At 66.7% G+C, this 16,734-nt stretch carries 18 protein-coding genes and 2 pseudogenes; 4 read left to right on the top strand and 16 right to left on the bottom strand.

Annotation, left to right across the window (positions count from 1 at the left end):
* Positions 1 to 192 precede the first annotated feature (192 nt).
* The gene (locus EBI04_RS03990; RefSeq protein WP_135256151.1) at positions 193 to 1,137 is read left to right on the top strand and encodes a YbgA family protein; all 945 of its coding nucleotides are present in this window, start codon (positions 193 to 195) and stop codon (positions 1,135 to 1,137) included.
* Here the strand turns inward: EBI04_RS03990 and fni are convergent.
* The 10 genes and pseudogenes from fni to EBI04_RS03945 form a co-directional block, all read right to left on the bottom strand.
* Positions 1,115 to 2,128 (bottom strand): type 2 isopentenyl-diphosphate Delta-isomerase, encoded by a 1,014-nt coding sequence (gene fni, locus EBI04_RS03985; RefSeq protein WP_135256149.1) that lies wholly within the window; start codon positions 2,126 to 2,128, stop codon positions 1,115 to 1,117. The genes EBI04_RS03990 and fni overlap by 23 nt on opposite strands.
* A pseudogene (gene crtI, locus EBI04_RS03980) lies at positions 2,125 to 3,692 on the bottom strand (phytoene desaturase family protein). The gene fni and the pseudogene crtI overlap by 4 nt, the downstream one beginning before the upstream one ends.
* A gap of 96 nt (positions 3,693 to 3,788) precedes the next feature.
* Positions 3,789 to 4,826, bottom strand: a complete 1,038-nt coding sequence (locus EBI04_RS03975; protein WP_135256147.1) for a glycosyltransferase family 2 protein — start codon at positions 4,824 to 4,826, stop codon at positions 3,789 to 3,791.
* Entirely contained in the window at positions 4,823 to 5,491 is a 669-nt protein-coding gene (locus EBI04_RS03970; RefSeq protein WP_135256145.1) for a lysophospholipid acyltransferase family protein, read from the bottom strand. The genes EBI04_RS03975 and EBI04_RS03970 overlap by 4 nt, the downstream gene beginning before the upstream one ends.
* Entirely contained in the window at positions 5,488 to 5,676 is a 189-nt protein-coding gene (locus tag EBI04_RS13435; protein WP_240695404.1) for a lycopene cyclase domain-containing protein, read from the bottom strand. Before EBI04_RS13435 ends, EBI04_RS03970 begins: the two co-directional genes overlap by 4 nt.
* Positions 5,601 to 6,188: a lycopene cyclase domain-containing protein gene (locus tag EBI04_RS03965; RefSeq protein ID WP_240695369.1), complete on the bottom strand. Its 588-nt coding sequence runs from the start codon at positions 6,186 to 6,188 to the stop codon at positions 5,601 to 5,603. Before EBI04_RS03965 ends, EBI04_RS13435 begins: the two co-directional genes overlap by 76 nt.
* Positions 6,185 to 7,348, bottom strand: coding sequence for a cytochrome P450 (locus EBI04_RS03960; protein WP_135256143.1), 1,164 nt, complete (start codon positions 7,346 to 7,348; stop codon positions 6,185 to 6,187). Before EBI04_RS03960 ends, EBI04_RS03965 begins: the two co-directional genes overlap by 4 nt.
* A gap of 9 nt (positions 7,349 to 7,357) precedes the next feature.
* Positions 7,358 to 7,537, bottom strand: a complete 180-nt coding sequence (locus tag EBI04_RS03955; protein ID WP_135256141.1) for a hypothetical protein — start codon at positions 7,535 to 7,537, stop codon at positions 7,358 to 7,360.
* Between the two features lie 45 nt (positions 7,538 to 7,582).
* Complete coding sequence (gene phr, locus EBI04_RS03950; RefSeq protein ID WP_135256139.1) at positions 7,583 to 8,842, bottom strand: deoxyribodipyrimidine photo-lyase; 1,260 nt, start codon at positions 8,840 to 8,842, stop codon at positions 7,583 to 7,585.
* A gap of 25 nt (positions 8,843 to 8,867) precedes the next feature.
* Positions 8,868 to 9,716 (bottom strand): phytoene/squalene synthase family protein, encoded by an 849-nt coding sequence (locus tag EBI04_RS03945; RefSeq protein ID WP_135256137.1) that lies wholly within the window; start codon positions 9,714 to 9,716, stop codon positions 8,868 to 8,870.
* A 109-nt stretch (positions 9,717 to 9,825) separates the two neighbouring features.
* Here EBI04_RS03945 and carH point away from each other — a divergent pair.
* From carH to EBI04_RS03930, 3 genes and pseudogenes are all read left to right on the top strand, one after another.
* Positions 9,826 to 10,661: pseudogene (carH, locus tag EBI04_RS03940) on the top strand (HTH-type transcriptional repressor CarH).
* Positions 10,658 to 11,245, top strand: a complete 588-nt coding sequence (gene ldrP / locus EBI04_RS03935; protein ID WP_135256135.1) for a transcriptional regulator LdrP — start codon at positions 10,658 to 10,660, stop codon at positions 11,243 to 11,245. The pseudogene carH and the gene ldrP overlap by 4 nt, the downstream one beginning before the upstream one ends.
* Positions 11,246 to 12,109: a complex I NDUFA9 subunit family protein gene (locus EBI04_RS03930; protein ID WP_135256133.1), complete on the top strand. Its 864-nt coding sequence runs from the start codon at positions 11,246 to 11,248 to the stop codon at positions 12,107 to 12,109. It abuts the gene before it with no gap.
* Here EBI04_RS03930 and EBI04_RS03925 read toward each other — a convergent pair.
* The 6 genes from EBI04_RS03925 to ftsZ all read right to left on the bottom strand — a co-directional run bounded on the left by EBI04_RS03925 (position 12,099) and on the right by ftsZ (position 16,715).
* Positions 12,099 to 13,304: a YeeE/YedE family protein gene (locus EBI04_RS03925; RefSeq protein WP_135256131.1), complete on the bottom strand. Its 1,206-nt coding sequence runs from the start codon at positions 13,302 to 13,304 to the stop codon at positions 12,099 to 12,101. The genes EBI04_RS03930 and EBI04_RS03925 overlap by 11 nt on opposite strands.
* A 121-nt stretch (positions 13,305 to 13,425) precedes the next feature.
* A complete protein-coding gene (locus EBI04_RS03920; RefSeq protein ID WP_135256129.1) occupies positions 13,426 to 13,980 on the bottom strand; it encodes a DOMON domain-containing protein in 555 nt (184 codons plus the stop codon).
* Positions 13,981 to 13,993: 13 nt separating this feature from the next.
* Positions 13,994 to 14,437 (bottom strand): hypothetical protein, encoded by a 444-nt coding sequence (locus EBI04_RS03915; RefSeq protein WP_135256127.1) that lies wholly within the window; start codon positions 14,435 to 14,437, stop codon positions 13,994 to 13,996.
* A 9-nt stretch (positions 14,438 to 14,446) separates the two neighbouring features.
* Positions 14,447 to 14,884, bottom strand: a complete 438-nt coding sequence (locus EBI04_RS03910) for a hypothetical protein (RefSeq protein ID WP_135256126.1) — start codon at positions 14,882 to 14,884, stop codon at positions 14,447 to 14,449.
* Between the two features lie 263 nt (positions 14,885 to 15,147).
* The gene (ruvC, locus tag EBI04_RS03905; protein WP_135256125.1) at positions 15,148 to 15,648 is read right to left on the bottom strand and encodes a crossover junction endodeoxyribonuclease RuvC; all 501 of its coding nucleotides are present in this window, start codon (positions 15,646 to 15,648) and stop codon (positions 15,148 to 15,150) included.
* A complete protein-coding gene (gene ftsZ, locus EBI04_RS03900) occupies positions 15,630 to 16,715 on the bottom strand; it encodes a cell division protein FtsZ (protein WP_135256124.1) in 1,086 nt (361 codons plus the stop codon). The genes ruvC and ftsZ overlap by 19 nt, the downstream gene beginning before the upstream one ends.
* Positions 16,716 to 16,734: the final 19 nt, after the last annotated feature.

The raw sequence follows: 16,734 nt of genomic DNA, 5'->3' as shown, positions 1-16,734 counted from the left end.
TATCCCCGCCCCCTCTGGGGGCGGGGGCCTCCTTTTAGGCCTCCTTCCTCAGCCTTTTTCTGTAAGAAGGTCAGGTAGGGTACGGTAGGGCGTGAAAGGGGGGCACGGGGTGGTTCCTGGGGGTCAGGGGTCGAAGATTTCTCCATGGCGAGGGCTACGCTTTGTCTAGGGAAGCCATGGGAAAATGAGCCCATGGAGCTTCTTTGGCCAAGGCCCAGAGTGGTGGTGAGCGCCTGCTTGGGCTTTGCCGCCGTGCGCTACTCGGGGGAACTGATACCAGATCGGATTGTGGCTGCCTTGCGGGAGCATGTGGACTTCATCCCCATGTGCCCGGAAGTGGAGATCGGCCTGGGGGTGCCGAGGCCCACGGTGCGGTTGGTGCGGGTGGGTGAGGAGGTGCACATGGTCCAGCCCCTCACGAAAGAGGACCTCACCCAGAAAATGCGGGCCTTCAGCCGGGGATTCCTCGCTTCCCTGGGCCGGGTGGAAGGGTTCATCCTCAAGAACCGCTCCCCTTCCTGTGCCCTTAAGGATGCCAAGGTATATGCCTATGCGGACCAGGGTGGGGCGGTGGCCAGGGGGCCGGGACTTTTCGCCCGGGAAGTGGAGGAGGCCTTTCCCCTCCTGCCCAAGGAGGATGAGGGACGGTTAACCAGTGCCCGAATCCGGACCCATTTTCTTTTCCGTATTTTTGGTCTAGCCCGGCTTAGGGAGGTGCGGGACCTGGCGGGCCTTATGGCCTTCCACGCCCGGTATAAGCTCCTGCTCCACGCCCACCACCAAGCCGAGATTCGAAGCCTGGGGAGGCTTTTGGCCGAGGCTAAGGGAAAGCCTTTTCACGAGGTGCGAAGGGCTTACGAGGAAGGTTTCCTTAGGGCCACCCGACATCCTTTCCGCCTTCCGGCCATGGCTGATGCCCTGCTCCATGCCTTTGGGTACTTCAAAAAGGCCCTTTCCTCCAAGGAGAAAGCCCATTTCCTGGATCTGCTGGCGGATTTTCGGGAGGAGCGGGTGCCCCTGGAGGCTCCCCTGGCCCTCCTCCGTTCCTGGGCCTTGCGCTTTGGGGAGGATTACCTCGAGGCCCAGGCCCTTTTTGAGCCCTACCCGAAAGCCCTCATGGATTTGAGGAGCTCCTAGGCTCAATGCGTCCCCGGGCTTCCTTGGGGCCCTTGGCCCCGATGGCGAAGAGGGCGGTGCGCATCTCCCCCAGGTAGTCGGCAAGAAAAGTAGCCACGGCCTCAGGGCCCTCCAGGGCGGGTCTGAGGAGGGGTCTGGCCACCGCCACCAGGTCGGCCCCCAGGGCCAGGGCCTTCACCGCCTCCGTGCCCGTGTAGACCCCCCCGGAGGCGATGAGGGGGATCTCGGGGAGGACTTCCCGCACCTCCCTTATGGCCCTGGCCGTGGGAATGCCGATCTCGCAAAGCTCCGGGTGGCGCACCTCCCCATAGCGCACCCACTCCTCCACCCGGGCCCAGCTGGTCCCCCCGGCCCCGGCCACGTCCAAGGCCGCCAGGGGAAGCCCCTTGAGGGCCAAGGCCGCCTCCCGGGAAAGCCCGTGCCCCACCTCCTTCACCAGGACGGGGAAGGGGAGGGGAAGGAGCGCTGCCAGGCGCTCCAGAAGCCCCCGGAAGTCCGTGTCCCCCCGCTGCACCGCCTCCTGCAGGGGGTTCACGTGGAGGGCCAGGGCGTCCGCCTCCAGCATCTCCACCAGCCGCAGGAGGTCCTCCCGCCCGTAGCGCCGGAGCTGGGCCAGGCCCAGGTTGGCGATGAGGAGAACCCTGGGGGCTACCTTGCGCACCCTAAAGCTCCGCAGGGCCTCGGGGCGTTCCAGGACCACGCGCCCCGAGCCCAGCATCATCCCCACCCCCAGGGCCTCGGCCGCCTCCGCCAGGGCCAGGTTGATCCTTTCCCCGTTTTCCTCTCCCCCGGTCATGGCCCCGATGAGGAAGGGGGCCTTTAGGGTCTTGCCCAGGAAGGGGGTGGAGAGGTCCACCTCGCCGAGGGCCAGGCCCGCCAGGGCCTGGTAGCGGAGGCGGTACGCCTCAAAGCCCGTGGTGGTCCTCTGGTAGGCCACCTCCCCCTGGAGGCAGGCCTCCAGGTGCTTGCGCTTCCTCTCCTGGATGTTCAAGCCCGGGCCTCCAGGAGGGCCTTGGGGGCCCGCTCCAGCCCCAGGTCGTGGGCGATGAGTCGGGCGGTCATCTTGGCGGACATCATCACGCTGGGCAGCCCCGCCCCCGGCTGGTAGCTCTGGCCCACCAGGTAGAGGCCCCGGACGTCCTCAGAGCGGTTGTGGGGGCGGAAGCTGGCCGTCTGCCAGAGGACGGGCTCGGGGCCGAAGGCGTTCCCCAGGTGGCTATTGAGGGTCCACTGGAAGTAGTCCGGGGTGATGAAGTGGGTGTAGGCCAGGCGGTCCCTGAGCCCGGGGAGGTAGCCCGCCTCGTCCAGATACCCCAGGGCCTTTTCCAGGTACCGGGGGCCGAGTTCCCGCCAGTCCAGGCCGCTCCCGTTGTGGGGCACGGGCACCAGGGTGTAGGCGGCGTGGTGCCCCGGGGGGCCAGGGAGGGGTCGGTGAGGGTGGGGAGGTGGAGGTAGTGGGCGAAGTCCTCGGGGAGGACCTTGCGGACGAAGATGTCCTTCAGAAGCCCCTCGTAGCGCTCGGAGAGGAGGACGTTGTGGTGGCGGAGCTTTTCCCCCTCGTCCCCCTGGGCGCGGAAGCCGAAGTAGGCCACGAAGAGGCTCATGGAAAGCCGGGTGCGCCCAAGCCGCCAGTCCCCGTGCCAAAGGCGGTCCTCCGGGGCCAGGAGCTCCCCGTAGGTGTGCACGTAGTCCGCGTTGGAGACCACCAGGTCGGCGTCCAGCCGCTCCCCGCTTTCCAGCACTACCCCCACCACCCGGCCCTTCCAGGTGAGGATGCGGCGCACGGGGGCGCGGTAGCGGATCCTGCCCCCCAGCTCCTCCAGCTTCCGCACCAGCCCCCGCACCAGGGCTCCCGTTCCTCCCATGGCGAAGTGCACCCCCCAGTTCCGCTCCACGAAGTGGATCATGGCGTAGATGGCGGGGACGGATAGGGGGTTCCCCCCGATGAGGAGGCTTTCAAAGGAGAAGACCCGGCGCATCTTGGGGTTCTGGAAGTACTTCTTCACGAAGGAGAACAGGGGCCGCACCGCGTCCAGCCTGAGGAGGTCCGGGGCCACCCGGAGGAGGTCCCAAAAGCTCCCGAAGTGGGTGAAGCCAAGCTCGAGGAAGCCCCGCTGGAAGATGGCCCGGGCGTCCTTCTCGAAGCGGAGGTAGCCCTCGAGGTCCTCCGGGGCCAGGCGGCGGATCTCGGAAAGGAGGTGTTCCCGGTCGTTGTTGTAGTCGAAGTGGGTGCCGTCCGGGAAGTGGATGCGGTAGAAGGGGTCTAAGGGGACGATCTCCACGTACTGGGGGGTGTGCCGGAGGCCTTCCTCCCGGGAAAAGTCGGGGTAGAGCCGGGGCTCCCCCGGGCGGGTGGCGAAGAGGTCTTCCAGGAACTGGGGCACGGTGATCACCGTGGGCCCCATGTCGAAGGTGAAGCCCTCGGCCTGGTGCACCCTGGCCCGGCCCCCGGGGCCGTCCAGCTTCTCCAGGACCAGGACCTCGAGGCCCATGGCCGCCAGGCGTATGGCGGCGGAAAGGCCGCCCACGCCGCTTCCGATGACGATGGCTCGCATGGAGGGCAGTTTACCAGGGGCCCTTTCCGGAGAAGTTAGGCCCCGCCCACAGTGCTCCTCACCGGGGCCCCCACACGAGCGGAGCCCGCGTGGGGTTCAGAGCGCCCGCCCTTTCCACCGCTTGCCCGGGAGGAGGGCCCGGAGGTAGACGGGGAGGAGCAGGAGGGGGGCGATGGGGGAGAGGAAGGCGGGCCAGAGGGGGCCTCCCAGGGCGGCCTGGAGGGCAAGCCTCTCCAGAAGGCCCAAAAGCCCCAGCTCCCAGCGGCCCAAGGCCCAGGGAAGGGTGTAGAGGGCGAGGTGGTAGAAGGCGCTTCCCAGGAGGACCGCGGGGTTTTTGAGGTGGATCTCCAGGAAGTTTTTGCCGAAGCCCTCTACCGCCTCCCGGTAGCCCCGGTACATCTCCACGGAAAAGAGGGCCACTCCCAGGGCCAGGCGGAACCGGGGCGCCCGCCTGGCCAGGGCCACGTCCTCGAGCACCTCCCCCCGCACCGCCCGGTGCCCCCCTTGGGCGAAGTAGGCCTCCCGGCGGAAGGCCAGCACCTGGCCGTTGGCCACCCGGAGGGCTTCCAATAGGGGGTGGGGCAGGAAGGAGAAAAGCCCCCCCATCACGAAGGGGACCAGGGCCCCTGCAAAGGTCCCCCTGGCCTCCTGGCGGGGCAGGGCGGAGAGGAGGTCCGCACCCTTTAGCCCCTCCAAGAGCCCCCCCAGGGCCCCTTCCTCCCAGCGCGCGTCGGCGTCGGTGAAGACCAAGACCTCTCCCCGGGCCTCCTGGGCCAGCTGCCAGCAGGCCCAGTTCTTGCCCGTCCAGCCCGGGGGCAGGGGCTTGCCCTTCAGGAGGCGGAAGCCGGGGTGCCCCGCCCCCAGGGCCCGGGCCACCTCCCCTGTGCCGTCCTCCGAGCCGTCGTCCAGGACCAGGACCTCCATGGCCCCCTGCCCAAGGAGGGTGGGGAGGGTGCGCCTCAGGTTTCCCGCCTCGTTCCGGGCGGGGACCAGGAGGGAGGCGGTGGGTCTTGCGGGCGTGGGCTTAGGGGCCAGGCGGGGAAGGCGCAGGAGGTTGTAGAGGAGGGCGAGGAGGCGGAGGAGGAGGAAGAGAAAGACCCCAAAGAAAAAGTCAAACTCGGGAAACGGAGTCATAGCCGCCGCATGGCCTCCACGAGGAGCCTCACCCGCTCCTCCAGGCTCCGCCGCCCTCGCAAGGCCTCCCGGAAGCCCTCGGGTACCTCCCGGGGGTGGGTCCTGGCCAGGAGGGCGTCCAGGCTGGCCAGGAGTCCCCCTAGGGCCTCGGCGGGGTCGCCCCCCGGGGGAAGGGGTTCCCCCACCCAGAGGAAGGCCTCGGGGTGCTCGAAGCCCCGCAGGACCACCCGGCAGGCCACGGGGAGGAGGGGCACCTTGGCCCTGGCGGAGAGCCAGGCCGCCCCGGGGCGCAAGGGGCCCAGGGGGCCGGGGTAGCGCATCTCCCCCTCGGGGAAGACGGCCACCCACTCCCCCCGCTGCAGGTGCCTTAAGGCCTCCCGCACCCGCCCCGCCTCGAGGGCCCCCGCCAGGGCCAGAACGGGGAAGGCCTTGAGGTTTTCCTCCGCCACCAAGAGGCTTGCGGGTCTCCGGGCCCGCCGGGCCAGAAACCAGACCAGGTGCCCATCGTAGAAGCTGTGGTGGTTCATGGCCAAGACCAGGGGGCCTTCCGGCACCTCCCCCCTGAGGTACACCCCCCGCAGGCCCCCTTTGAGGCTTCCGAGGAGCATGGCCTCCACCAAAAACCGGAGGAAGCGGGCGAAGGGGCGCCTGGGGTCCAGGGTCATCGCAGCCGCTTCAGGGCCTCGGGGTGCCAGGCCAGGAGGAGGCCCTGCACCACGGCCAGGTTGGTGAAGAGGAAGAAGGTCATCTCCTCCAGGGGAAGCCCCCAGGCCTTCACCCCCAGGGTGTGGGCCTTGGAGATCCACCAGATCCCCTCCCGGGTAATGGCCCAGAAGTCCGCGAGCCACAGGTAGAGGGTGGGCAGGAGGACCCCGAGGAGAAGGGGCTTGCGCCAGGCGAAGAGGAGGTCCCCCCAAAGGCCCACTGCAACACGAAGACAGGGGCGAAGTAGGCCAGGATGAGGCCCAGGTAGAGGTAGGGTCCCCCCAGCGCCAAGAGCATCACCCCCAAGGCGGTGAGGAGGAGCCAGAGCCCACCCCCCACCACCCGGGCCAGGCCCGGGCCTGGGCGTGGGGGCTCACCCGCCAGGCGGAAGAGGAGGGCGCCGGTGAGGAGGGGCTGGAGGAGGAAGAAGAGGTACTCCTCAAAGGGCACGTAGCCGATGCGGAAGAGCACCCGCCCCTCGGGGTAGCCCCAAATCCCCTGCCAGACCAGGTAGTTGTCCCAAGGGGTGGTGTAGAGGAGGGCGATGAGGGGCATGAGGAGGTAGGCCCATAGCCTCGAGGGCCTGGGCCGGGCCCAGAGGAGGAGCAGGGCCAAGGGGGGAAGGAGAAAGACGAGGTGGAACTCCAGGTAGGTCATGCGGCCTCCAGGGTGGCCCAAAGCCCTCCCTCGGGCCGTAAGGTCACTCCGGCGTGAACCTTAGGCGTGGGCAAGGGGGAGAGCCGGAAGCGGCGGAAGAAGGCCATGAGGGCCACGGGGCCTTCTAAGAGGGCGAAGTCCCGCCCTAGGCAGAGCCGCCTCCCCAGGCCGAAGGGGAAGTAGCGCCCGGAAGGGGTGCCCCGTTTTTCCAGGAAGCGCTCGGGTCGGAAGGCCTCCCCCTCGGGGAAGGCCAGGCGGTGGGTCACGTAGGGGGAGAGGACCACCGTGGTCCCTGGGGGGACCTCCTCGTTCCCCAGGTCTAGGGGGGCCTCCGCCTTGCGGGTGAGGATCCAGGCGGGGGGGTAAAGCCTCAGGGCCTCCTGGAAGGCGGCCAGGGCCTGGGCCTCGCTTTCCGCTACCTTCTCCTGCCAGTCCGGCCTGTGGGAGAGGAGGTAGAGGCTCCAGGTGAGGGCGCTGGCCGTGGTCTCGTGCCCCGCCACCAGGAGGGTCTTGGCCTCGGCTAAGGCCCTTTCCCGGGGAAGGGCGGAGAGGGGGGGCTCGGAAAGGAGGGGAAGGGCCGCCTCCTCCAGGGCCCTTCTCTGCTGATGGAAGCGCCACTCCGCCAGGAGGTCCAGCCGGGAGAAGGGGTTTTGCATCCGCTCCACGACCCGCTCCAGGGCGGCGAGGGCCAACTCGGCGATCCGCTCGGGGAGGGGTTTCCCCCAAAGGGCCCGGCCCAGGAAGCGCAGGGAAAGGGCCAGCATGGCGTGGTCCAGCTCCCGCCGCTCCCCGGGGCGCCACGAGGCAAAGAAGGCCTCCGCCTCCTCCTCCAGCGCCCCCCGGTAGCCCGCCACGCTCCGAGGGAAGAAGGGGTCTTTGAGGGCCTTGCGGGCCCTTTGGTAGGCTTCCCCCCAGTCGGTGAGGAGGCCCCGCCCGGTAAGGCGGGAAAGTTCCCGGTACTGGAAGGTGGCCTTGTGGTCGGTGGCGTGGAGTACCTTTTCCACCCCTTGGGGGTCGAAGACCAGGTGGAGGGGCATGCCCGGCAGGGGCAGGCGCAGCCGGGGGTGCGTCCGGCCCCAGTCCAGGAGGGCGGAGAGGGGGTCTTCCCGGAGCCGCCTCAGGTCGGGCAGGGCCTTTTTGAGGTCCAAGGTGGCGGTCATGGGGCCATCTTAGCGGCGGAGGAGGGGGCAGTAGCCCGTGCGGGCCATCGCCAGGGCCAGGAAGGCGAGGCCCAGGAAAAGGAGCTTTTCCGGCTGGAGAAGGGCCAGGAGGAGGAAGAGGGCGGCCATACCGTAGCGCACAAAGGCGATGGCACGAAGGGCCTTCTGGGGATCGCGCACCTGGAACATGGCCTGAGCCTACTCTACCCGGATTTCCAAAAGGTGTGGCCCCGCCTACCCTCGGGTTAGCCTCTGGGCCAGCTCCAGGTAGCGCTTGCGGGCTTGAGGGAGGTCCACCACGGGATCTTGGGGTTCGTACGAGGGGTACTCGGGGGCCCAGCGCCGGAGCCAGCTTCCCTCGGGGTCGTGCCGCCGCCCCTGCTCCACCAGGTTGAACACCCGGAAGTAGGGGGCGGCGTCCACCCCCAGGCCCCCCGCCCACTGCCAGCCCTGGAGGTTTTGCGGGGTGTCCCCGTCCAGGAGAAGGTCTTTGAAGCAGGCTTCCGCCTTTTGCCAGGGGAGGAGGAGGTACTTCACCGCAAACTGGGCCACCGCCATTCGCGCCCGGTTGGAGAGGAAGCCCGTGGCGTGCAGCTCCCGCATGGCCGCGTCCACCAGGGGCACCCCGGTCTTGCCCAGGTACCAGGCCAGGAAGAGTTCCTCGTCCTCCTGCCAGGGGAGGGCCTCGAAACGCTGGTCCAGCGCCTGTTCCCGCATCCAGGGGAAGTGGTAGAGGAGGTGGTAGGAAAAGTCGCGCCAGAGGAGTTCGCTAACCCATTTCCTGGCCCCCTCGCCTTCCCGCCTAAGGGCTTCCCAGGCCGCCTGCCGGGGGGAGAGGACCCCTAGGGTGAAGTAGGGGGAAAGCCGCGAGCCCCCTTCCCCGTCCAGCCGGTCCCGCTCCAGGGGGTAGCGGGGGAGTTTGGCCTTGAGGAATCCCAGGAGCTTTGCCCAAGCCGCCCCTTCTCCCGGCTCGGGCAGGGGGATGCCGGGGTCTTCTTTGGGGATTTCCCCCTCCTCCGGCCCTGGGGGCAGGGCCTCCGGGGCGGGGAGAGGGGGGTCTACACCCTGAAAGTTCCGGCTGAAGGGGGTGTAGACCCGGTAGGCCCGGGGGAGGTCCGGGGGGACGAGGTGGGGGGCGGGGAGGAGGTGGAGGGGAATGGGCAGGGCTTCCCGCACCCTCTGGTCCCGGTAGCGGCCGTAAGGGGTGTAGCTCTTCAGGGCGTAGACGGCCTTGGCTCCAAGCGCCCTCGCCGCCTGGGGGACTTCCTCCCAGGGGAAACCCTGGCGCACCCAGAGGGCCCCGCCCCGCTCCCGGTAGGCCTCCCGGAGGGCCCGCACGTTCTCCAGGAACCAGGCCCGGCGCCTGGGGGAGGCGGCGGCCAGGTTGTTGGGGTCCAGGACCACCAGCCCCACCAGGGGTCCCGAGCGCAGGGCCTCGAGGAGGGCCGGGTGGTCGGCAAGCCGCAGGTCGGCCCGGTGCCAGACCAGGTACATGGGGTTAAGGTACCGGGGTCTGGCCTTAGGCTTCCGTAGCCGGAACCCCGTTTCGGGAGAGGAGGAGGGCTTTGGGGAGAAGCCGGAGCCGTTCCCAGGTTCCCAGATGGGCCCGGCGGTGCAGGTTATCGTAGCCAAAGAGGCGGAGCTTGTCCAGGATGCCCTGGTACTGGAGGGCGGCCATGGCGATGGCCGCGCGGCCCAGCCTGAGCCCAGAGAGGCCGGAAAGCCCCTCGCGGTAGAGGGCTCGGGCCTTGGCCTCCAGGTGGGCCATGAGGGCCCGGTACTGGGGGGTAATGCGCCCCTCGGGCAGGTCGGAAAGGGCCACGCCAAAGCGCTCCAGGAGTTCCGCGGGCAGGTAGACCCGGCCCCGCTCCAGGTCCTCCCCCACGTCCCGCAGGATGTTGGTGAGCTGCATGGCCTGCCCCAAGCGCACGGCCTTGGCCTCCACCTCGGGGCCGCCGCCCGCGATGGGGGCGATCATCCGGCCCACGGTCCCCGCCACCTGGTAGCAATAGCCCATGAGGTCGTCTTCCGTGTTGAGGCGCACGGGACCTAGGTCGGTGAGGAAGCCTTCCCGCATGTCCTGGAAGGCTGCAAAGGGGATGGGCCAGCGCTCCAGGGCCCAGGCTAGGCCCTTCTCCCACTCCTCCTTGGGCCTTCCCCCATAGGCCCTTTCCACCCCCCGCCACCACGCCTCCAGCCCCGCCGCCCCGCCCTCCGGGCCGTCCACCGCCTCGTCCCCCAGGCGGCAGGCGGCGTACACTGCCCATGCCCCCTTGCGGGCCTCAGGGGGAAAGAGGAGGCTTCCCACGTAGAAGGTGGTGGAATACCGGCGGAGGAGGCCCACCAGGGCTTTCCAGTCTGGCTCCATACGTTCTCTACTCTCAGCCTAACACGGGGATGGGACTTTTGTCCTGCCCACACTCCTGAGAGTTGTACAATACCTTGACAAAAAGTTTTCAACCGGCTACGCTAAGGGCATGACCAGGCCCGGGGTGTACACCATCGCCGAGGTGGAGTCCATGACCGGCCTCTCGGCGGAGGTCCTCCGCCAGTGGGAGCGCCGCTACGGCTTCCCCCGTCCCGAGCGCACCCCTGGGGGCCACCGCCTTTACCGGGAAGAGGAGGTGGAGGCCCTGAGGCAGATCCGCCGCTGGCTGGAGGAGGGGGCCACCCCGCAGGCGGCCATACGCAGGTACCTGGCCCAGGAAACCCACCCCGAGGCTCTGGGCCTTGAGGTCAAGCAAGCCCTTCTGGAGGCTGACCTGCCCCGGGCGGAGGCCGCCTTCCGGCGGGGGGTTCGCCTTCTGGGGCCCGAGGGAGCGGTGCAGAGCCTCCTCGTTCCCGTGTTGCGGGAGCTCGGGGAGGGTTGGCACCGGGGCGAGGTGAGCGTGGCCCAGGAGCACCTGGCCACCCAGTTCCTGCGGGCGCGGCTTCAGGAGCTTTTGGACCTGGCGGGTTACCCCCGGGGGGCACCCATCCTGGTCACCACCCCCCCGGGGAGCGGCACGAGCTTGGGGCCATGCTGGCCGCCTACCATCTGCGCCGCCGCGGTTTTCCCGCCATCTACCTGGGTCCCGACACGCCCCTTCCCGACCTCAAGGGCTTGGCGGAAGCCCTGGGGGCGCGGGCTGTGGTGCTTTCCGTTCTAGTGGCCGAATCCCTGGAGGCTTTGCCCGATGGGGCCTTGGCTTCCCTTGCCCCCAAGGTGGTGGTGGGGGGCACAGGGGCCAGCCTCGAGGCGGCCCAGAGGCTAGGTGCCCGGTACGTGGAGGGTTTGGAAGCCCTGCCCAAAGTCTTGGAGGAGGAAGGATGAAAAGGATTGCCCGTAAGGAAGTGGTCTATCTGGCCGGCGACCGAGCCGACACCCTGTACCGCTTGGAGTCGGGTCTGGTGCGCATCGTGGAGCTTCTGCCGGATGGCCGTACCCTCACCCTGCGCCACGTCCTCCCTGGCGATTTCTTCGGCGAGGAAGCCTTGGAGGGCAAGCGGTATCGCTATGCGGCTGAGGCCATGACGGAGGCGGTGGTGCGGGGGTACGATCCGCGGGGGATGGGGCACGAGGAGCTGCAACAGGTGGCGCGAAACCTGGCCCGGCAAATGCGGAGGATGCAGGCCTATGAGGCCCACTTGCAATCGGGTGAGCTTCGTGCCCGGATTGCCCGCTACCTCCTCTTTTTGGCCGACACCCCGGCTTCCTACCGGGACGAGCGGGGCCTGTACGTGACCGCTTCCCACGAGGAGATCGCCGACGCCACCGCCTCCACCCGGGAGTCGGTGTCCAAGATCCTTTCCGACCTGCGCTACGAGGGCCTGATCGTTACCGCTTATCGCAAGGTTTATCTCTTAAACGTGAAAGCCCTGGAGCAGGAAGCCCAAGGGGTCCTCGAGGCGGCCTAGATGCGGGTTCTGGTGGTGGGAGGAACAGGGTTTGTGGGTCGGCATCTGGTCTCCCGCCTTTTGGAGGGGGATCACACCCCCTTGGTTCTTTCCCGCACCCCTAGGGACCTTCCCCAGGGAGCGGTCCATATCCCTGGGGACATTACTCGGGAGGTGCCGGCCCTGGAGGGGGTGGAGGCTGCCATCTACCTGGCGGGGATCATCCGGGAAAGGGGCCAGACCTTCCGGCAGGTTCATGTGGAGGGGGTGAGGAACCTCCTGGAGGGCATGCGGCGGGCCGGGGTGGGAAGGCTCCTGCACATGTCGGCCCTGGGGGCGCGCCGGGGAACGGGAAGCCGCTACTACGAAACCAAGGCGGAAGCGGAGGAGCTGGTGCGGGATAGTGGCTTGAGCTACGCCATCTTCCGCCCCAGTCTGATCTTCGGTCCCGGGGACGAGTTCTTCGGCCGGGTGCTCAGGGGTCTCATCTGCGGACCCTTACCCTTTGTGCCCCTGATTGGGGATGGCCATTTTCCCTTCCGCCCCGTGTATGTGGGGGATGTAGCGGAGGCCTTTGTCCGGGCGTTGGAGGGGGGCCTCGAGGGTACCTACGATCTGGTGGGCCCCAAGGAGTACACCTTCCGGGAGCTCTTGGAGCTCACCATGGGGGCCCTGGGCCGCCGCAAGCCCTTTTTGCCCATCCCCCTCCCCCTCATGGACCTCCTGGTTCCCTGGGTGTCCCGCCTTCCCTTCGCCCCCATCACCCAGGACCAGTACCTCATGCTGAAGGAGGGGAACACCGCTCCCCTTCCCGAAACCCTAAAGGACCTCCTCCCGGCCCCCAGGGCCTTGGAGGAGGTCCTTCCCACCTACCTCAAGTGCTAGGCAGGCTCCTCCCCGTCCTGCTTTCGTTTTCCAGGCGGCAGGCCGGCCTAAGCCGCACCCCCACGGCTGTGCCCAAGAGGGCGAAAACCCCCCAGATGGGTCCGTGCAGGCTGAAGGAGGCCGTGCCTCCCAGGTAGGCCCCGATGTTGCAACCTGCCGCCAGGCGGGCTCCGTAGCCCATGAGCACCCCGCCCAGAAAGACCCCTAGGTGGGTGGTCCAGGGGATGCGGCGCAGGTCCTGAAGCCTAAAGGCCCCACCCAGGGTGGCTCCCAGGAAAGCTCCCAGGAAGACCCCGAAGTTGGTCACACTGGTGGAGTCTTTAAGGATGCTCTGCTCTAGTTTTTCGGCAAAGGCCGGGTTGTTGAAAAGGGCCCAATCCATCACCGGGATCCCCAAAAGTTGGGCCAGCTTGCCTCCCCAAAGGGCGAAGGCCGCCGTTACCCCCCAGGGGCGGCCCAATAGCAGGAGGATAAGGAGGCTTCCTAAGGCTAGGACTGCGGCACCTCCCACCAGGCTCCAAGGGCCAAAGAGGGGGTGGGTGGCTTCCCGTTGCCAGAGGGGTACCACCTGGCCCGTGCGCCTTTTTTCCACCCGGGAAACCAGAAGGTAGAGGAAGGCCAAAAGGCCTATCCAGAGGAGCAGGCCCATGTAGGGGGAGGGAAACCAGGTGAGGGCACTACCTGGGCTCCAGGCGGGAAGGGCTTGCCAGTAAGGAAGGTGGTAGACCCCCAGCAAAGAGCCCACCATGAAGCCCAGGAGGACCAAAATCCCCCGGCTGTCCCCGCTTCCCGTGTGGTAGAGGGTACCGGAGGCGCACCCGTCCCCCAGCTGCATACCGATACCGAAAAGGAAAGCCCCCACGGCGAGGGCGATCCCGACGGGTACCACAAACCCCTGCACCGCCTGGCCAAAAGCCTCCCCTTGGACCAGGAAGGGGAAGAAAAGCAGGCTGGCGAGGGCAAAGAGGAGAAAGTGGGCCCTCAACAAGCGGCTTTCCCCCGAGAGGAGGAAACGCCGGAACCCCGAGGCGAAGCCAAACTTGGCGTGGAAAAGGGCTAGTCCTAGGAGGATGGCTACCCAGAAGGCCAGGACCAGCCTGACACCGGAAGCCAGCCAAACGGCGTAGGAAAGACCCAGGGTTGCCAGGAGAAAAAGACCGAGATAAAGGGGCTGGATGGGCTGCGGTCGATTCATGCCTTTTATGGTACCTATGAGCCTGTAAAAGTCAAGGGTATCTATCCCCTGACAAGACAGTGGGCCTGGAAGGGGATTCCAGGCCCTGGGGATAGAAGCCCTTAGAAGGGGATAGAAGCCCTTAGAAAACGAAGTCCTCGAGGTACCAGCGCTCGGTCTTCTTATGCTCCTCCTTGGGGTCCATCTTTCCCGCGTGGGCCAGGAGGACGATGAGCTTTTTACCTGGGGTGATCTCCACGTCCGTGGCTTCTCCAGTTTTCAGCTTGCGGCTGAACTCCACCACCCAGGTTTCATCCGCATAGCTGGCTGCGGCGGAAAGGATGGAGTTCTTTCCCCCTTCCTTTTCGTCGGCTACAGGGGTTCCCGTGCGCTTCACCTGGTACATGTCCAAGGCCACCAGCTTGCCCCCTTCCATGTAGAAGAGGTACTGGTCTGCCCCCTTCTTCTTGTCGGTCTTCTCCGGCAGGAAGCCAATGCCGATCCAGCCCTTGCTCTTGCCCTCGAGGGCCAGATACAGCGTATCCCCTACGATGCTCCAATACAGGGTGATCCCGCTTTTTTCGTGCTTGTAGGTTTTGGCGTACTCCCCGCCTGCGATCTTGCCGTCTACCTTGGGAGCCTGGGCTAGCGCCGCGCCTAGGACCAGAACCAGAAGCCAGACCAGAGTTCTTCTCATCCCCTACCTCCTCTTAGTCCCGCATGGTTATCCCCACCACAAAGGCCACGGCGCCCACGTGGGTATGGGCCAAGGCCGCCAAAACCGGCCGGCTTCCCTTGAAGGCCTCGAGGAAGCCGGAAAGGCTCCACAGATTTACCTCGGCATCCTGGGCGTTCCAGAGCAGGTGGTAATAGGCGCCCATGATTCCCGTGAGCACGCTGACCAGCATCCAGAAAAGGAAGGGGTAGCGTACCCACTTGCCCCGGTGGAAGAACATGAGAAGGGTTAGGGGAAAGCCCACCAGGGATACGAAGAAGGGGATTTTGCTTTGCCAGCTTTCCGTCCAGTGGTCTAAGATCCAGTGCTCCATGCCATAGAAGGCAAAGCCCACCATGGCGATGAGAAGGAAGACGGCGCGGAGAAACTCCAGGAGCCTTTCCTCCTCGGTTTTGGCCTTGATCAAGGCTTCTACCATGCTTGCCTCCTAGTTCGCCCTATAGATGGACAAGAGCCCGGTCACGCCCATGTGGGTGAAGGCCATGGCGGCCAGCACCGGGCGGCTTCCGGCCATGGCCTTCATAGCAGCCTCAAACTTCCAAACCATCTCCCCCTCAAAGTTCCAGAGCAAGTGGAAGTAGGCCCCAATTAGACCGGTGAACACCGAAGCCCACATGGTGAGGATGAAGGCCCACCTCACCCAGGGGGTTTTCCGGTCAAAGAGCACCCATAGGGTGAAAATGAACCCCGGGATGGCTACAAAGAAGGGGATCTTACTCTGCCAGCTTTCCGTCCAGTGGTCCAGGAGGAGGAGCTCCACCGGATACATCACCCATCCCACCAAGCACAGAAGAAGCATGACCAGGCGGATGAACTCCAAGGCCCACTGGGTTTGGGTTTGGGCGCTTCTGAAGGCGGATATCACCGTTCACCTCCTACCCACTATGCCAACTGTATCACGGGTATCAAGGGAGGGATGTCCCGTGGGCAATATCCGCCAATTCACCGGGTGGGGTTGATTGCCGCCGTGTAAGGGGAGACCGTTACCCTCCCTGCTGTGAGAAGGAAGATGCTGGCCACGCTGGCAAGGGCTTGGCATCCGGTGACGGCCCCTGAGGTGCGTGGGGGATGCTTCACCCAGCCCGGCCCTCTAACCGGATGGCGTGGGCCATTGTTTTTGGGAGAGGTCTACAAGGGCTTCCCCGCTCCTAAGCGGGCGTAGAAGGCGTGGGTCAAGGCGATGGCCAGGGCATCAGCCAAGTGGCTGGGCTTGGGAGCCTCCTTCAGGCCCAGGATGCCCCGGACCATCAAGGCCACCTCTTCCTTACCGGCGTGCCCGTGCCCGGCCAGGGCCTGCTTCACCTGCATGGGGCCGTAGGCAAAGACGGGAACCCCGGCTTCAAAGGCCGCCACCAGCACCGCTCCCAGGGCCCAGCCCACCTTGTAGGCCAGCTCGTTCTGCCGGTAGAAGTACTGCTCCTCCACCGCCAGGGCCTCGGGGCAGAAGCGGGCAAGGGTTCCCTTTACCCGGGCGTGGATACGCCCCACCCGTTCCTGGGCGGGTTCCTTGTGGGAGGTCCTCACCACCTCTCCGTGGAGGAGGCGGGCTTTTAGGGTGCCCTTGGGCTCCACCTCCACCACCCCCAGGCCCAGATGGGTGATGCCAGGGTCTATGCCCAAAACCACCATGCCTCGAGGTTCTTAGTTGCCCTTTCTAGGGGGTAGTCCGCATCCCCGTAGCGGATAAAGGCGGGGATGTCGAAGTTATAGGGGTCGGCGTGGGTCGGGAAGTCCACGGGCCTAAGCGGCTTGGGCACCACGGTGCTTTCCCCAAAGCCTGCGGCGATGAGGATCACCCTGAGCTCGTCCTGGGCCCGGTCGTCATAGGTGACCCCGTAGAGGATGTCCACATCCTCGTTGCCCGTGGCCTCCCGCACCCGCTCCACCACATCCGCCGCCTCCATAAGGGAAAGGTCCTCGGATCCCACCACGTTGAGGAGAAGCCGCTTGGCTCCCTCAATGGAGCGTTCCAGGAGGGGGCTGTGGGTGGCGGTCTTGGCGGCTTCCTCCACCCGGTTTTCGCCCCGTCCCGCCCCGATGCCCATGAGCACCTGGCCTGCTCCCTCCAAAAGGGTTTTCACGTCGGCGAAGTCCACGTTGATGAGGCCCGGGAGATTGATGACATCGGTGATGCCCTTGACCCCGTGGTAGAGGACCCGGTCGGCGATAAGGAAGGCATCCTTGAGGCTCACCTTCTTGTCCACCGCGGAGAGGAGGCGGTCGTTCTGCACCACCACCATGGCATCCACCCGTTCCTTTAGGCGCTTGATACCCTCTTCCGCCGCCTTGAGGCGTTTCGGGCCTTCGAAGCCGAAGGGGCGGGTCACCACGGCCACCGTGAGGGCTCCAAGCCGCTTGGCGATATCCGCCACCACCGGGGCGCTTCCCGTTCCGGTGCCGCCCCCCATGCCGGCGGTGATAAAGACCAGGTCGGCCCCGTCCAAGGTTTCGGCGATGAGGTCTTCGGCCTCGAGGGCTGCCTTCTCCCCGATCTCGGGGTTGGCCCCGGCCCCAAGGCCCCGGGTGAGCTTCTCCCCAAGCTGGATGCGCTGGTCGGCCAGGCTCTTGGCCAGCACCTGGGCGTCGGTGTTGGCGGCGATGAACTCCACCCCCACGAGGCCCGCCTCAATCATGCGGTTCACCGCGTTGTTCCCCGCTCCCCCGAGACCGATGACCTTGATAACCGCTCCCTCCATCTCTGCCTCCTCTCCCCAA

The sequence above is a fragment of the Thermus caldilimi genome (assembly GCF_004684245.1).
Lineage (GTDB): Bacteria > Deinococcota > Deinococci > Deinococcales > Thermaceae > Thermus > Thermus caldilimi.
Note: the sequence above shows the minus strand (reverse complement) of the source record. Positions and strands in the feature narration are given on the sequence as shown.

Bases quoted from the DNA above. Each gene is read 5' to 3' on its own strand.
- EBI04_RS03990 (WP_135256151.1), top strand. From the start codon at position 193: ATGGAGCTTCTTTGGCCAAGGCCCAGAGTGGTGGTGAGCGCCTGCTTG.
- EBI04_RS03975 (WP_135256147.1), bottom strand. From the start codon at position 4,826: ATGACTCCGTTTCCCGAGTTTGACTTTTTCTTTGGGGTCTTTCTCTTC.
- EBI04_RS03970 (WP_135256145.1), bottom strand. From the start codon at position 5,491: ATGACCCTGGACCCCAGGCGCCCCTTCGCCCGCTTCCTCCGGTTTTTG.
- EBI04_RS03965 (WP_240695369.1), bottom strand. From the start codon at position 6,188: ATGACCTACCTGGAGTTCCACCTCGTCTTTCTCCTTCCCCCCTTGGCC.
- EBI04_RS03960 (WP_135256143.1), bottom strand. From the start codon at position 7,348: ATGACCGCCACCTTGGACCTCAAAAAGGCCCTGCCCGACCTGAGGCGG.
- EBI04_RS03955 (WP_135256141.1), bottom strand. From the start codon at position 7,537: ATGTTCCAGGTGCGCGATCCCCAGAAGGCCCTTCGTGCCATCGCCTTT.
- phr (WP_135256139.1), bottom strand. From the start codon at position 8,842: ATGTACCTGGTCTGGCACCGGGCCGACCTGCGGCTTGCCGACCACCCG.
- EBI04_RS03945 (WP_135256137.1), bottom strand. From the start codon at position 9,716: ATGGAGCCAGACTGGAAAGCCCTGGTGGGCCTCCTCCGCCGGTATTCC.
- ldrP (WP_135256135.1), top strand. From the start codon at position 10,658: ATGAAAAGGATTGCCCGTAAGGAAGTGGTCTATCTGGCCGGCGACCGA.
- EBI04_RS03930 (WP_135256133.1), top strand. From the start codon at position 11,246: ATGCGGGTTCTGGTGGTGGGAGGAACAGGGTTTGTGGGTCGGCATCTG.
- EBI04_RS03925 (WP_135256131.1), bottom strand. From the start codon at position 13,304: ATGAATCGACCGCAGCCCATCCAGCCCCTTTATCTCGGTCTTTTTCTC.
- EBI04_RS03920 (WP_135256129.1), bottom strand. From the start codon at position 13,980: ATGAGAAGAACTCTGGTCTGGCTTCTGGTTCTGGTCCTAGGCGCGGCG.
- EBI04_RS03915 (WP_135256127.1), bottom strand. From the start codon at position 14,437: ATGGTAGAAGCCTTGATCAAGGCCAAAACCGAGGAGGAAAGGCTCCTG.
- ruvC (WP_135256125.1), bottom strand. From the start codon at position 15,648: ATGGTGGTTTTGGGCATAGACCCTGGCATCACCCATCTGGGCCTGGGG.
- ftsZ (WP_135256124.1), bottom strand. From the start codon at position 16,715: ATGGAGGGAGCGGTTATCAAGGTCATCGGTCTCGGGGGAGCGGGGAAC.